General features: G+C 64.0%; 14 protein-coding genes and 1 riboswitch. Of the genes, 4 read left to right on the top strand and 10 right to left on the bottom strand.

The genetic code is table 11. The features are described 5' to 3' along the window. Positions 1-72 precede the first annotated feature (72 nt). From nuoH to J0I79_RS31360, 10 genes are all read right to left on the bottom strand, one after another. Positions 73-1,116 (bottom strand): NADH-quinone oxidoreductase subunit NuoH, encoded by a 1,044-nt coding sequence (nuoH, locus tag J0I79_RS31405; protein ID WP_292868832.1) that lies wholly within the window; start codon positions 1,114-1,116, stop codon positions 73-75. Positions 1,117-1,118: 2 nt separating this feature from the next. After that, complete coding sequence (gene nuoG, locus J0I79_RS31400) at positions 1,119-3,200, bottom strand: NADH-quinone oxidoreductase subunit NuoG (RefSeq protein WP_292868829.1); 2,082 nt, start codon at positions 3,198-3,200, stop codon at positions 1,119-1,121. Then, positions 3,200-3,511 carry a pentapeptide repeat-containing protein gene (locus J0I79_RS31395; RefSeq protein ID WP_292868826.1) on the bottom strand — a complete coding sequence of 104 codons (312 nt, stop codon included), beginning with the start codon at positions 3,509-3,511 and terminating at the stop codon, positions 3,200-3,202. The genes nuoG and J0I79_RS31395 overlap by 1 nt, the downstream gene beginning before the upstream one ends. 9 nt (positions 3,512-3,520) lie before the next feature. Beyond that, complete coding sequence (locus J0I79_RS31390; protein WP_292868823.1) at positions 3,521-4,225, bottom strand: NADH-ubiquinone dehydrogenase; 705 nt, start codon at positions 4,223-4,225, stop codon at positions 3,521-3,523. 64 nt (positions 4,226-4,289) lie between these two features. Continuing rightward, the gene (nuoF, locus tag J0I79_RS31385; RefSeq protein WP_137933255.1) at positions 4,290-5,594 is read right to left on the bottom strand and encodes an NADH-quinone oxidoreductase subunit NuoF; all 1,305 of its coding nucleotides are present in this window, start codon (positions 5,592-5,594) and stop codon (positions 4,290-4,292) included. 10 nt (positions 5,595-5,604) lie between these two features. Further along, positions 5,605-6,921, bottom strand: a complete 1,317-nt coding sequence (locus J0I79_RS31380) for an NADH-quinone oxidoreductase subunit E (protein ID WP_292868818.1) — start codon at positions 6,919-6,921, stop codon at positions 5,605-5,607. A 1-nt stretch (position 6,922) separates the two neighbouring features. Then, positions 6,923-8,113, bottom strand: coding sequence for an NADH-quinone oxidoreductase subunit D (locus tag J0I79_RS31375; RefSeq protein WP_292868815.1), 1,191 nt, complete (start codon positions 8,111-8,113; stop codon positions 6,923-6,925). A 9-nt stretch (positions 8,114-8,122) separates the two neighbouring features. Continuing rightward, positions 8,123-8,728 (bottom strand): NADH-quinone oxidoreductase subunit C, encoded by a 606-nt coding sequence (locus tag J0I79_RS31370; protein WP_292868812.1) that lies wholly within the window; start codon positions 8,726-8,728, stop codon positions 8,123-8,125. 4 nt (positions 8,729-8,732) lie between these two features. Next, complete coding sequence (locus J0I79_RS31365) at positions 8,733-9,314, bottom strand: NADH-quinone oxidoreductase subunit B (protein WP_224634287.1); 582 nt, start codon at positions 9,312-9,314, stop codon at positions 8,733-8,735. Further along, on the bottom strand, positions 9,305-9,670 hold the full coding sequence (locus tag J0I79_RS31360) for an NADH-quinone oxidoreductase subunit A (RefSeq protein ID WP_292868806.1): 366 nt from the start codon (positions 9,668-9,670) through the stop codon (positions 9,305-9,307). The genes J0I79_RS31365 and J0I79_RS31360 overlap by 10 nt, the downstream gene beginning before the upstream one ends. Positions 9,671-10,004: 334 nt before the next feature. Here J0I79_RS31360 and J0I79_RS31355 point away from each other — a divergent pair, with 334 nt between their 5' ends. The 4 genes from J0I79_RS31355 to J0I79_RS31340 all read left to right on the top strand — a co-directional run. Beyond that, complete coding sequence (locus J0I79_RS31355; protein WP_292868803.1) at positions 10,005-11,204, top strand: winged helix-turn-helix domain-containing protein; 1,200 nt, start codon at positions 10,005-10,007, stop codon at positions 11,202-11,204. Between the two features lie 29 nt (positions 11,205-11,233). Further along, positions 11,234-11,440, top strand: a riboswitch (cobalamin riboswitch). Between the two features lie 38 nt (positions 11,441-11,478). Next, positions 11,479-11,913 carry a DUF1636 family protein gene (locus J0I79_RS31350; RefSeq protein WP_292868800.1) on the top strand — a complete coding sequence of 145 codons (435 nt, stop codon included), beginning with the start codon at positions 11,479-11,481 and terminating at the stop codon, positions 11,911-11,913. Beyond that, the gene (gene cobW / locus J0I79_RS31345) at positions 11,910-12,947 is read left to right on the top strand and encodes a cobalamin biosynthesis protein CobW (RefSeq protein WP_292868797.1); all 1,038 of its coding nucleotides are present in this window, start codon (positions 11,910-11,912) and stop codon (positions 12,945-12,947) included. Before J0I79_RS31350 ends, cobW begins: the two co-directional genes overlap by 4 nt. An 18-nt stretch (positions 12,948-12,965) precedes the next feature. Continuing rightward, the coding region (locus J0I79_RS31340) for a cobaltochelatase subunit CobN (RefSeq protein WP_292868794.1) at positions 12,966-14,696 on the top strand (1,731 nt) is incomplete at its 3' end.

The following is a 14,696-nucleotide window of genomic DNA, read 5'->3' as shown; positions in this document are numbered from 1 at the left end:
GCATCGACAGGAAGAAGGCGCTGACGAAATCCTTGAGCAGCAGCGATTTTGCGGCCTGGGATAGAGCGGACATCACGCAAACCCCGTGATCTTGAGGAAGGCGGCGGTGGCGACCACCATGAACAGCGAGATCGGCAGGAACACCTTCCAGCCCAGCCGCATCAACTGGTCGTAGCGATAGCGCGGCACGAAGGCCTTCACCATCGAGATGCCGAAGAACACGAAGCAGACCTTCAGCACGAACCAGATGACGCCCGGCACCCAGGTGAAGGGCGCGAAGTCGAACGGAGGCAGCCAACCGCCGAGGAACAGGATGGTGGCCAGCGCGCACATCAGCACGATGGCGACATACTCACCGAGGAAGAACAGCAGGAACGGCGTCGAGGAGTATTCGACCATGTGGCCGGCGACCAGTTCCGATTCGGCTTCCACCAGATCGAATGGCGGACGGTTCGTCTCGGCCAGCGCCGAGATGAAGAAGATGACGAACATCGGGAACAGCGCCAGCCAGTTCCAGTCGAGGAAGGTGTTTGGCAGTCCGAGCCGCGTGCCGAGGCCGCCCTGCTGCGACAGCACGATATCGGTCAGGTTGAGCGAGCCGGCGGTGAGCAGCACGGTGACGATGACGAAGCCGATCGAGACTTCGTAGGACACCATCTGTGCCGCCGAGCGCAGCGCGCCGAGGAACGGATATTTCGAGTTCGATGCCCAGCCGCCCATGATGACGCCATAGACCTCGAGCGAGGAGATGGCGAAGACATAGAGGATGCCGACATTGACGTTGGCGATCGCCCAGCCTTCGTTGACCGGGATGACCGCCCAGGCCGAGATCGCCAGCACGGCCGAGACCAGCGGCGCCAGCAGGAACACGCCCTTGTTGGCGCCGGACGGAATGACCGGTTCCTTGAAGACGAACTTCAGAAGATCGGCGAAGGCCTGCAGCGTGCCCCAGGGGCCGACGACGTTCGGGCCGCGGCGCAACTGCACCGCCGCCCAGATTTTGCGGTCGGCGTAGAGGATGTAGGCGACGAAGACCAGCAGCACCACGATAAGCACGACCGACTTCAGGAGGATCAGCAGCGCCGGCAGCACGTAGAAGGAGAAGAAGGTTTCCATGCTTATTCCGCCGCCTGCTTGAAGCCGTTCTTGGCCAATGCCGAGCATTCGGCCATGACGGCCGACGCCCGCGCGATCGGATTGGTCAGGTAGAAATCCTTGACCGGCGAGGTGAAGGTGCCCTTGTTCAGCCGTCCGCCGAGCTTCGCCACAGCGGCGATGTCCTCGGCATTGCCGGCCGCGACCTGGTCGATGCGTGCCAGGTGCGGGTATTCGCCATAGAGCTTGGCGCGCAGCTGCGGCAGCGAATCGAACGGCAGCTTCTTGCCCAGAACATCCGACAGCGCCCGCAGGATCGCCCAGTCCTCACGCGCATCGCCTGGCGCGAAGCCGGCGCGATTGGTCTGCTGCACCCGCCCTTCGGTGTTGACATAGGTGCCGGACTTCTCGGTGTAGGCGGCCGACGGCAGGATGACATTGGCGCGGTGCGCGCCGGCGTCACCATGGGTGCCGACATAGACGACGAAGGCGCCGCCGGTCCTGCCCATGTCGATCTCGTCGGCGCCGAGCAGGAACAGCACGTCCGTCTCGCCCAGCATGCCGGCGACGTCCTTGCCGCCCTCGCCCGGCACGAAGCCGAGGTCGAGGCCACCGACGCGTCCCGCCGCATTGTGCAGCACTGCAAAACCGTTCCAGTCGGCGCGCGCCGCATTCACGGCACCGGCGAGCCTGGCCGCCTGGCCGAGCACCGCGGCGCCATCGGCGCGCGCCAGCGCGCCCTGGCCGACGATGATGAGCGGATGCGTCGCCTTCTTCAGGGTCTGGAAGAACTTGCCATTGCCGTCGGCCAGATCCTTCAGCGAATCCGGCCCGGCGCCGAGCAGTTCATAGTCGTAGCGCGTATCGCCGATATCGCCGATGACGCCCACCGGCAGATTGCCGACGCGCCAGCGCTTACGGATACGGGCATTGAGCACGGAGGCTTCGAAACGCGGATTGGCGCCGATGATCAGCACCGCGTCGGCCTGCTCGATGCCTTCGATGGTCGGGTTGAAGATGTAGCTGGCGCGGCCGAGCGAAGGATCGAGTGCTGCGCCATCCTGGCGGCAGTCCGTGTTCTTCGAGCCGAGCGAGGCCATCAGAAGCTTCAGCGCGTAGATTTCCTCGACCGCGGCCAGATCACCCGCGATCGCGCCGATCTTCTCCGGCGTCGTCTTCGACACCGCGTCCTTGATCGCGGCGAAAGCCTCGGCCCAGCTTGCCGGGGCGAGCTTGCCGTTCTTGCGCACATAAGGCCGGTCGAGGCGCTGCGTGCGCAGGCCGTCCCAGATGAAGCGGGTCTTGTCGGAAATCCATTCCTCGTTCACCGCCTCGTTGACGCGCGGCAGGATGCGCATCACTTCGCGGCCCCTGCTATCGACGCGGATCGCCGAACCGACCGCGTCCATCACGTCGATGGATTCGGTCTTGGTCAGTTCCCACGGCCGCGCCTGGAAGGCGAAGGGCTTGGAGGTCAGCGCGCCGACCGGGCAGAGATCGATGACATTGCCCTGCAGTTCCGATGTCATCGCCTGTTCGAGATAGGTGGTGATCTCGGCGTCCTCGCCGCGGCCGATCAGGCCAAGCTCGGAAATGCCGGCGACCTCGGTGGTGAAGCGCACGCACCGCGTGCAATGGATGCACCGGTTCATCACCGTCTTGACCAGCGGGCCGATATACTTGTCTTCGACCGCGCGCTTGTTCTCGTGATAGCGCGAGGAATCGACGCCGAAGGCCATGGCCTGGTCCTGCAGGTCGCATTCGCCGCCCTGGTCGCAGATCGGGCAGTCCAGTGGATGGTTGATCAGCAGGAATTCCATCACGCCTTCCCGGGCCTTCTTGACCATCGGCGTGTTGGTGAAGATTTCCGGCGGCTCGCCGTTGGGACCCGGGCGCAGGTCGCGCACGCCCATGGCGCAGGAAGCCTGCGGCTTGGGCGGGCCACCCTTCACCTCGATCAGGCACATGCGGCAGTTGCCGGCGATCGACAACCGCTCGTGGAAGCAGAAACGCGGCACTTCCGCGCCCGCGTCCTCGGCCGCCTGCAGCAGCGTATAGTGGTCGGGTACAGTGATTTCTTTCCCGTCGACCTTGAGCTTTGCCATCAATTGCCCCCGGCGGTCTTCGCCGTCTCATATGCTTTCAACAGGTCGCCGAGCTTGATGCCATTGATCATCATGCCGGCGACCTCAGCGTTTTCTATCTTCACGTTGCTCATGTTCACGTTGGTGAAATGCGTGTTCGAGAGGTTCACGTCTTCCACCTTGGCGTTGCTCAGATTGGCGCGCAGGATCGTCGCCACCGAGAGGTTCACATTGTGGAACCGCGTGTTGGACATGTTGACGTCGTCGAAAACCGAATTGGTAACGACGGCGCTGCGCACGTCCAGGACATCGCGTTTATCGTGAACCTCCATCCCGGCCCCCTACCCCTTGGCCTTGCCGGCCAGCGCGGCGGCCTGGGCGGTCCACTCGTCACGGCCGATGCGTCCGTTGAACGACAGGTAATCGTCGACCCAGGCGATCTCCTGCGGCGACCAGGCGGCGATCTGGGCGAACGTCCAGATGCCGAGACCGTTCAGAACCTTCTCCAGCTTCGGCCCGATGCCCGATATCGCCTTCAGGTCCGAAGGCCGGGCCGGCTTGTCGATGGCCTTGGGCTGGCGGAAATCTTCAGGCAGCAGCACATCGGCGGCCTCGCTTGTCGCGGCCGCTGCATCCGCGATGGGCGCCGTGGTGGTGGCGGCTTCCCTGGCGGCGATATCGGTAACTTCCTGCGCGAAGGACTGCGCCTCGGCGATCAATGTCTTTGCCGCAGCACGCGCCTTCGTGGACGAAGAATTCGTATCCTCGAACTGTTCGATGCGAGCCTCGAAATCCTCGATCAGCGGCTGCATGAGGCGCTGCGACGCCTCGGCGGCTCCCGAAAGCGCGCCCATCCAGACCCCGAACGCATGGTTGGCGAAGCCGATGCCAAGCGCCGACATCGCCGCCGCCCCCGCGACAGGATGCACGAAAAGGTTGACGGCGCTGGCCATCTCCTTCGGCATCATCCTGGTCAGGTCCTGGTTCATCTTCTCGAGCTGGTCCAAATTTGGCATCAGTGGGTAGGGTGTCGAATACGGCGCCATAGAATTCTCCTGGTCGTTTCTTCGTTTGCCCCGCCCCGTTCTTCCCGTAGTCCGAAAGTTCCTGTTATTCCGCCGCGACCATCACCGGTTCCGCCCGGTGCGCGTTGCGCGAAAACTCGTCGATGCGGCGCTCCACCTCGCCGCGGAAATGCCGCATCAGGCCCTGGATCGGCCACGCCGCCGCGTCGCCCAGCGCGCAGATCGTGTGACCCTCGACCTGCTTGGTGACGTCGAGCAGCATGTCGATCTCGCGCTTCTGCGCCTCGCCGCGCACCAGCCGCTCCATGACACGCCACATCCAGCCGGTGCCTTCGCGGCACGGCGTGCACTGGCCGCAGCTCTCGTGCTTGTAGAAGTAGGAAAGCCGCGCGATCGCCTTCACGATATCGGTCGACTTGTCCATGACGATGACAGCCGCCGTGCCGAGGCCCGATTTGAGGTCGCGCAGCGCGTCGAAATCCATCGGCGTGTCGATGATCTGCTCGGCCGGCACCAGCGGCACGGAGGCGCCGCCCGGAATGACCGCGAGCAGATTGTCCCAGCCGCCACGAATGCCGCCGCAATGCGTCTCGATAAGTTCGCGGAACGGGATCGACATCGCCTCTTCGACGGTGCACGGATTGTTGACGTGCCCGGAGATGCAGAACAGCTTGGTGCCGACATTGTTGGGCCGGCCGAAGGACGAGAACCAGGCCGCGCCACGGCGCAGGATGGTCGGCGCCACCGCGATCGACTCGACATTGTTGACCGTGGTCGGGCAGCCATAGAGACCGACATTGGCCGGGAATGGCGGCTTCAGCCGCGGCTGGCCCTTCTTGCCTTCCAGGCTCTCCAGCAGCGCCGTTTCCTCGCCGCAGATATAGGCGCCGGCGCCGTGATGCATGTACACATCGAAATCGTAGCCCGACGTATTGCCCTTGCCGATCAGCTTGGCCTCGTAGGCCTCCTCGATGGCGCGCTGCAGCGCCTCGCGCTCGCGGATGAACTCGCCGCGCACATAGATGTAGGCCGCGACCGCGCCCATGGCGAAGCCGGCCAGCAACGCGCCTTCGACCAGCGTGTGCGGGTCATTGCGCAGAATGTCGCGGTCCTTGCAGGTGCCGGGCTCGGATTCGTCGGCATTGATGACGAGATAGCTCGGGCGACCGTCGCTCTGCTTGGGCATGAACGACCATTTTAGACCGGTCGGGAAGCCGGCGCCGCCACGGCCGCGCAGCCCCGAAGCCTTCATCTCGTTGACGATCCAGTCGCGGCCCTTGGCGACGAGGCCCGGCGTGTTGTCCCAGGCGCCGCGCGCCATAGCGCCGGCCAGCGACTTGTCGAAGAGGCCGTAGATGTTGGTGAAGATACGGTCTTTGTCCTGAAGCATTTTTCGTCCCTCAGACCGGCTTCTTGCCGAAGACGCGGATGTATTCGGCCACACCGCCCTTGGCGAGCGCCTTGGCCTGTTTGACCCAGTCGTCGCGGTCGATGCGGCCATGGAAGGAAAGATAGCCGTCCACCCACTCGCGCTCGGCCTTCTTCCACGACGCGACCTGCGCAAAGGTGAAGATGCCCAGCGTGTGCAGGATGCCCTCGATCTTCGGGCCGACGCCCGAGATCAGCTTGAGATCGTCGACCGCCGCCGGCCTGTCGATGCCGGCCGGGCGGTTCTTGTCTTCAAGCGAAGGCTTTGCCGGTTTGGCGGCCGGCGCCTTCGCTTCCGGAGATTTGGCCTCGGGCGCCTTGAAGGCGGTTACCGGCTCGGCCTTGGTCTTGGAACCATTGCGCTGCTTGGAAACCTGTTCGACTTCCGGCGCGGCCTTGTTGGCGTTGGCGGCCGAATGCAGCGGCGCCGAAACGCTCGCCGCCTTCTCCGCGGCCGGCGCGACCTTGGTCTTCGAAGGCGTCGTCAAGGCCGGGCTGGTTTCCGGCGCATCGGTCTTCGGCTTGCTGGCATTGGACGGCGCTGCGGGAGCAGCCGCCGGGGCGCTTGCCGCCGGAGCAGCCGGAGCTGGGCTGGCCGGAGCGGCGGCGGGCGCCGCTTCCTTGGCGGCCTTGGCGGCAGCCTTGGCTTCCCTGTCGCGGGTCGACTTCAGGATTGCCTTTTCGCTCGTCAGCGAGGTCAGGCCGGAGGCCGGCTCGGAACCGGTGCGGCCATTCTGCGGTCCCGGCGTCACCGAAGCGCCCTTGCCCGCATCATAGAGATCGATGATCTCGGCCAGCCGCTCGGGCGTCAGATCCTCGAACGTATCCTTGAAGACCATGACCATCGGTGCATTGACGCATGCGCCCAGGCACTCGACTTCCTCCCACGACAGGGTGCCCTTGTCGTTGGTGTGGAACTGGTCGTGATGGATTTTCGAGCGGCAGACATCCATCAGCGCTTCCGAACCGCGCAGCATGCAGGGCGTGGTGCCGCAGACCTGGATATGCGCGCGGGTGCCGACCGGATTGAGCTGATACTGCGTGTAGAAGGTCGCGACCTCGAGGCCACGGATGCGCGGCATTCCGAGCATGTCGGAAATGGTCTCGATCGCCGCCTTGGTGACCCAGCCTTCCTGTTCCTGCGCGATCATCAAAAGCGGGATGATCGCGGACTGCTCGCGGCCCTTGGGATACTTCTTGATCCATTGCTTTGCGGCCGCCGCGTTCGCCTTGTTGAAGGCGAAGGACGCTGGCTGGACGCTGGCTTCGGCGAGACGACGGACTGACATTTTAGCGATCGACCTCACCAAACACGATGTCGAGAGAGCCAAGCACGGCGGTGACGTCGGCCAGCATGTGACCACGGCACAGGAAATCCATGGCCTGGAGGTGCGCGAAGCCCGGCGCGCGGAGCTTGCAGCGATACGGCTTGTTGGTGCCGTCGGAGACCAGATAAACGCCGAACTCGCCTTTCGGCGCCTCGACGGCCGCGTAGACTTCTCCGGCCGGCACGCGGTAGCCTTCGGTGTAGAGCTTGAAATGGTGGATGAGCGCTTCCATCGAGCGCTTCATCGCGCCGCGCTTTGGCGGGACGACCTTTCCATCGAGGTTCGACACCGGGCCGTTGCTTTCCTTGCCGAGCAGCAGGTCGACGCACTGGCGCATGATCCGCGCCGACTGGCGCATCTCTTCCATGCGCACGAGGTAACGGTCGTAGCAGTCGCCGTTCTTGCCGACCGGAATGTCGAAATCCATTTCCGAATAGCATTCATAGGGTTGCGACTTGCGCAGGTCCCACGGCGAGCCCGAGCCGCGCACCATGACGCCCGAAAAGCCCCAGGCCCAGGCATCCTCCAGCGCAACGATGCCGATATCGACATTGCGCTGCTTGAAGATGCGGTTGCCGGTGAGCAGCTTGTCGAGATCGTCGATCGACTTCAGGAACGGATCGATCCACTTGCCGATGTCCTCGACCAGCTGGCGCGGCAGGTCCTGGTGGACGCCACCCGGACGGAAATAGGCGGCGTGCATGCGCGAGCCCGAGGCGCGCTCATAGAACACCATCAGCTTTTCGCGCTCGACGAAGCCCCAGAGCGGCGGGGTCAGCGCGCCGACGTCCATGGCCTGCGTCGTCACATTCAGGATGTGCGACATGATGCGGCCGATTTCGCAGTAGAGCACGCGGATCAGCTGGCCACGCTTCGGCACCTCGATGCCAAGCAGCCGTTCGGCGGCGAGCGCGAAGGCATGCTCCTGGTTCATCGGCGCGCAATAGTCGAGCCGGTCGAGATAGGGCACGGCCTGCAGGTAGGTCTTGGCCTCGATCAGCTTTTCGGTGCCGCGATGCAGCAGACCGATATGCGGATCGACGCGATCGACGACTTCGCCATCCAGCTCCAGCACGAGGCGAAGCACGCCGTGCGCCGCCGGATGCTGCGGGCCGAAATTGATATTGAAATTGCGGACGGAGGTTTCAGCCATTCTGGCGCCTCAATTCGTCTTGGCTTTTTCGTCCCCGGGCAGCACGTAATCGGTGCCTTCCCAAGGGGAAAGAAAATCGAAATTGCGGAATTCCTGCTTGAGCTCGACCGGCTCGTAGATCACGCGCTTGGCTTCGTCGTCGTAACGCACTTCGACAAAACCGGTCAGCGGGAAATCCTTGCGCAGCGGATGGCCTTCGAAACCATAGTCGGTCAGCAGGCGGCGCAGATCGGGATGGCCCGAAAACAGCACGCCATAGAGATCATAGGTCTCGCGTTCGAACCAGTCGGCACCGGGATAGACGCCGGTGATGGACGGCACCATCGTCTCCTCGTCGGCCTGCACTTTGACGCGGATGCGCACGTTCTGCTTCGGCGAAAGCAGGTGATAGACCACGTCGAAGCGCTTGGCCCGCGACGGGTAGTCCGCGCCGCTGACATCGATGATCGAGATGAACTGACAGCGCGCATCGTCGCGCAGGAAGGTGACGACTTCGACCAGGTCGCGCGGCTCGACATGGATGGTCAGCTCGCCATAGGCGAGCACCGCATCATTGACGCGGCCGATCAGCTTTTCGCCGAGATAGGTCGACAGTTCGCTAAGGGAAGCAGCCATGGATTTACCGTTCGATCGTGCCGGTGCGGCGGATTTTCTTCTGCAGGAGAAGGATGCCGTAAAGCAGGGCTTCGGCGCTCGGCGGACAGCCGGGCACATAAATGTCGACCGGCACGACGCGGTCGCAGCCGCGCACCACCGAATAGGAATAGTGATAGTAGCCGCCGCCATTGGCGCACGAGCCCATCGAGATGACGTATCGCGGCTCCGGCATCTGGTCGTAGACCTTGCGAAGCGCCGGCGCCATCTTGTTGGTCAGCGTGCCGGCGACGATCATGATGTCCGACTGGCGCGGGGACGCGCGCGGCGCGACGCCGAACCGCTCCGAGTCGTAGCGCGGCATGGAGGTGTGGATCATCTCGACCGCGCAGCAGGCGAGACCGAAGGTCATGAACATCAGCGAGCCGCTGCGCGCCCAGGTGATCAGCGCTTCGGTCGAGGTGACCAGGAAGCCCTTGTCTGCCAGCTCATTGTTGATTTCGAGGAAGAAGGGATCGTCCTCCCCCACCGGCCTGCCGGTGTTGGGATCGATGATACCCTTGGGCTTCGGCGCGACGAGGGTGCCTGAACTCTCGTTCAATCCCATTCCAGCGCTCCTTTTTTCCATTCATAGGCAAAGCCGATCGTCAGCACCGCCAGAAACACCATCATCGACCAGAAGCCGAGCATGCCGATCTTCGTGAAGGACACGGCCCAGGGAAACAGGAAGGCCACTTCCAGGTCGAAGATGATGAACAGGATCGACACCAGGTAGAAACGGATGTCGAACTTCATGCGGGCATCGTCGAACGAGTTGAAACCGCACTCGTAGGCGGAAAGCTTTTCGGGATCGGGGTTGCGGTACGCCACCAGGAACGGCGTGGCCAGCAAGGCCAGACCGACGACCAGCGCCACGCCTATGAACAGGACGATGGGCAGGTACGAACTGAGAAGTGCGTTCATGCAGCAGCCTTCCGTTGGCGCCAATCCACTTTTGATTACAGCACCGGACCTTAATGCGGAAGCGTGACAGTTTAACCGCTGAACCGTTTTAAGGAGCCTATGCTGCAACGCGGCGAGGGTTAGCGCAGCACTTCCAGCGAAGCAAGTCAAACCTTGTTCAAAACATGGTCCTGGACGCCATATCCCGGGAAACTGGTCCGATCCGCTCCTGTTTGATTTCCTTCACTTTTTACTCCACTTTTGTCTCCTGACATGGTTGCCGCCAAAACCCTGCTAGCATGGCCTGGAATCACCCGCCTGAAACCCGATCGGATCACTCCAAGAGTAGTGCTTGATGAAGGAAAAGATCTCGCTTGCCACGGCCCGTCGCGTCGCACTCGCGGCCCAGGGATTCCTCGACCCCCGCCCCGAAACCACGCCGACACGCCGACACTTCGCGCGCGTGCTGTCTCGCACCGGCCTGCTGCAGATCGATTCCGTCAGCGCGGTGGTGCGCGCACATTATATGCCGCTCTATTCGCGGCTTGGCCCCTACCCGCTCGCCCTGCTCGACAATGCCGCCGTGACGCGCAAGCGAACCGTCTTCGAATACTGGGCGCATGAGGCCTCGTTCCTGCCGGTCGAAACCTACCCGCTGATGCGCTGGCGCATGCAGCGCGCCGAACAGGGCGACGAAATGTATCTGGGCCTGGCCAAGTGGGGCCGCGAGCACGCCGCTTATATAGAAGAGATTTATCGCGAGGTGGCCGCGCGCGGCCCGATCGCCGCTTCCGCGCTGGAAGGCCAGAAGGGCTCGGGCGGCTGGTGGGGTTGGAGCCACGCCAAGCATGCCTTCGAATGGCTGTTCTGGGCCGGGCGCATCACCACGGCGCATCGTCGCGGCTTCGAGCGCTTCTACGACCTGCCCGAGCGCGTCCTGCCGCAAGCCGTATTGGACATGCCGGTACCATCAGCCGAGGACGCGCATCGCGAATTGCTGCGTATTTCCGCCCGGGCCCATGGGGTGGCGACGTCGGGTGACCTGCGCGACTATTTCCGCCTGACGCCGGCCGACATGAAAGGCCGGCTGGAGGAACTGGTCGAGACCGGCGAATTGCTGCCGGTGAGCGTGGAAGGTTGGAACAAGCCGGCTTACCTTCACAAGGACGCGCGACTGCCCCGCAAGGTCGAGGCCCGCGCCCTGCTGGCGCCGTTCGACCCCGTCGTCTTCGAACGGTCCCGCTCTGAGCGATTGTTCGATTTCCACTACCGCATCGAGATCTACACGCCTGCCGAAAAACGCCAGTACGGCTACTACGTCCTGCCTTTCCTGCTCGGCGACAGAATCGTCGCCCGTGTCGACCTCCGGGCCGACCGGCCGGCGAGCGTGCTGCGCGTCCACGCGGCCTATGCGGAGCGCTGCGCACCGCCCGAGACGGCGGCTCAGTTGTTCGAGGAATTGAAGCAGATGCAGGGCTGGCTTGGGCTGGAAAGCATGGAAATAACGCCGGCTGGCGATCTGGGGCCGGCGCTAGCCGACATCGCAGTGTCGTAGCCGCGCGTTGACAGGCCAGCGCCCAAAAGCCTAAATCCCGCGCAGACGGTCTTCTCTCGGCAAAGGGAGGAGCCAAGAGGGAATGCGGTGCGGGCTTGAAAATCCCAAATCCGCGGCTGTCCCCGCAACTGTAAGCGACGAGCCAAGGCCGAAAACCACTGGGACATCCCGGGAAGGCGGCTACCCAAGGCGATGACCCGCGAGCCAGGAGACCTGCCGTCTGCGACAAGATAATCCGATCGCCCGGCGGGTTTCCGGGCAAGGAGCCCGGTTTTTGGACCAGAACAGCAGTTTTTCGGCTGGCACAGCGGACAATCCCTCCGGCGCCGGCGGTGCATTGGACACCGTCACCGTCATCGTCTGCGCCTCCTGCCGCGACGAAACCGGCTCCGACGCCCATCCCCGCGCCGGCGAACTGCTGGCGCAGGACACACGACGCGCCGCCTCGGACGAGCATATCCGCGTCCGCACGGTCGAATGCCTCGGCAATTGCAAGCGCCGGCTGAGCGCGGCGATCCTGCGCGATGGCTGCTGGAGCTATGTCTTCGGCGACCTGACCACGGCCAGCGGGGCCGACCTCGTGGCCGGCGCAAAACTCTTCGCCACTTCGAGCGACGGCCTCATCCCGTGGCGCGGCCGCCCTGATTCCCTCAAGCGTGGCCTCGTTGCCCGCATCCCTCCCCTCGACATGCTGAAGGACCTGAAATGACTGCCTCCGTCTCCCGTGTTCCCTGCACCGTCGTCACCGGCTTCCTTGGCGCCGGCAAGACGACGCTAGTCCGCCATCTCCTCGAAAATGCTGGCGGCAAGCGTATCGCGATCATCGTCAACGAGTTCGGCGACATCGGCATTGACGGCGAAATCCTGAAGGGTTGCGGCATCGACACCTGCCCGGAGGAAAACATCGTCGAACTGGCCAATGGCTGCATCTGCTGCACCGTCGCCGATGATTTCGTGCCCGCGCTCGACCAGATCCTGTCGCTGACGCCGAAAGTCGACCACATCCTGATCGAGACCTCCGGCCTTGCCCTGCCCAAGCCGCTTGTCCAAGCCTTCCAGTGGCCGACCGTGAAAAGCCGCGTCACCGTCGACGGCGTAATCGCCGTGGTCGACGGGCCCGCGCTGGCCGAGGGCCGCGTTGCCAACGACATGGATGCGCTCCAGGCGCAGCGCGCGCAGGACGAAACGCTCGACCATGACGATCCGGTCGAGGAAGTGTTCGAGGACCAGATTGCCTGCGCCGACCTGATCATCCTCTCCAAGAGCGACCTGATGGACGCCGCCGGCTCCGCCCGCGCCAACGCCATCGTCAACGAGCATTCGTCGCGCGCGGTCAAGATCGTGCCGACCTCACACGGCAAGGTCGATCCGTCCGTGCTGCTGGGGCTCGGGCTCGCCGTCGAGGACGACATCGAGAACCGTAAATCGCACCATGACGGCGCGTTCGATCACGAGCATGACGACTTCGACACCTTCATCGTCGACATTCCCTCGATCGCCAACCCGGACGACCTGGCCAGGCGCGTCGCCGAAGCCGCGGAGCAGGAAAACGTGCTGCGCGTGAAAGGCTTCGTCGAGGTCGGCGGCAAGCCGATGCGGCTCCTGCTCCAGGCCGTCGGCCCGCGCGTCAATCATTACTATGACCGCGCCTGGACCGCCGAGGACGATCGCCGCTCGCGCCTTGTCGTCATCGGCCTCAAGGGGCTGAATCGCCCGGCGATCGAGCGTATACTCGCGGGCTGACGCCAAACACGAGCTGCAATGCATATCCTCGCCACGACCTCCGCATCGCTCGACGATCTCGCCGAGCCGATCGATCTGCGGCAGAAGCCGGCGGATATCGTGGCGTTGTCCTTCACCGACAGCGATCTTGCCGGCCTGGCGACCGCCTGGAAAGCGGATGCCGGCCGGTTGCCCTCTATGCGGCTCGCGGCCTTGCGTGACCTGCGCCATCCCATGTCCGTCGATCTCTGGATCGACAGCGTCGCCCGCCACGCCAAGGTCATCCTGGTCCGCATCCTCGGCGGTTACGACTGGTGGCGCTACGGCTGCGACCAGCTTGCCTCCGTCGCCCGCGAACGCGGCATAAAACTGGCGCTGCTGCCCGGCGAATGCCGCGATGAGGATCTCAGACTGATCGAAGCCTCGACGCTGCCCCGCGAGGAACTTGACGGCCTGCTGGACTATTTCCGCGAGGGCGGCCCGGCCAATATGAGCGCACTCGTGCGCAAGCTGGCGCGGTTGGCGGGTCAGGATGCTGATATCGCCGAACCGGTCAGCGTGCCGAAGGCCGGGTTTTACGAACCTGGGCGCGGAGTTGTGGAAAGGCCAGACCTATTGGATGCTGGCGCTCCGTCACACCCCCCTCTGTCCTGCCGGACATCTCCCCCGCAAGGGGGGAGATCGGTTACGAACAAGGACGGCTCTCTTTTTGCTTCGTCAAGTACAAATGTGCCTACAAGTTCGGCGATTGGCGAAACCGTCGATGACCGAGCAATCTCCCCCCTTGCGGGGGAGATGTCCGGCAGGACAAAGGGGGGTGTGACAGGACTCGACTCTGGCAATCGTCCCATTGTCCCCATCCTGTTCTATCGGTCGATGCTGCTGGCCGCCGATGTCGCGCCCATTGATGCCCTTTTCGACGCTTTGCGGCAGCTCGGCATGCGGCCTGTGCCGGTCTTCGTCTCCAGCCTCAAGGACCCGGCTTCCCTGGCCTTTGTCGAAGCCGCGCTGGCCTCCCTGAACCCCGCCGCCATCATCACCGCCACCGCATTCGCCTCGGGCGCCGAGCCCGGTGTCGAAACCCTGTTCGACCGCGCCGGCGTGCCGGTCTTCCAGGTCATCGTCGCCACCACCCGCCGCGACGTCTGGGAGACCAACCAGCGCGGCCTGGCGCCCGCCGACCTCGCCATGCATGTCGTGCTACCCGAGCTCGACGGCCGTATCCTCGCCGGCGCCGTTTCCTTCAAGGGCGAGAGCGACATCGACCCGGCTTTGGGCCACCGCGCCTTCGCCAACAGGCCTGAAATGGATCGTGTGGCGCAGGTTGCCGACCGCATCTCGGCGTTCATCCGCCTGCAGGAGACGCCCCGCGCCGAGCGCAAGCTTGCCATCCTGATCCCCGATTATCCCAGCGCCCCAGGCCGCACCGGCTATGCCGTTGGCCTCGACGTGCCGTCCAGCGTGCTGGCGATGCTGCATGACCTGAAGCAACAGGGCTATGCGGTTGAGGGGATTCCGCAAACGCCGCGTGCATTGCTGGATTTGCTGGAGCGGAGCGATAGTGGACTGGGGCTGGACGATTATGTCGATTTTTCGAGGAAATTACCGACAGCGGCAGTTGCCGCAGTAGACGCCGCCTGGGGTAAGGCGGAAGAGACAGGGCTGCGCGAGGCCCCCCTCTCTGTCCTGCCGGACATCTCCCCCTCAAGGGGGGAGATTAGCAGCCTTGCCGCTGGCTCCCTTTCTGAAGCGAACCCGCAAGCCTCACCG

Source organism: Mesorhizobium sp., from assembly GCF_017306585.1.
GTDB lineage: Bacteria > Pseudomonadota > Alphaproteobacteria > Rhizobiales > Rhizobiaceae > Mesorhizobium.
The sequence above is the reverse complement of the archived record's forward strand: the minus strand, read 5'-3'. Positions and strand labels throughout refer to the sequence as shown.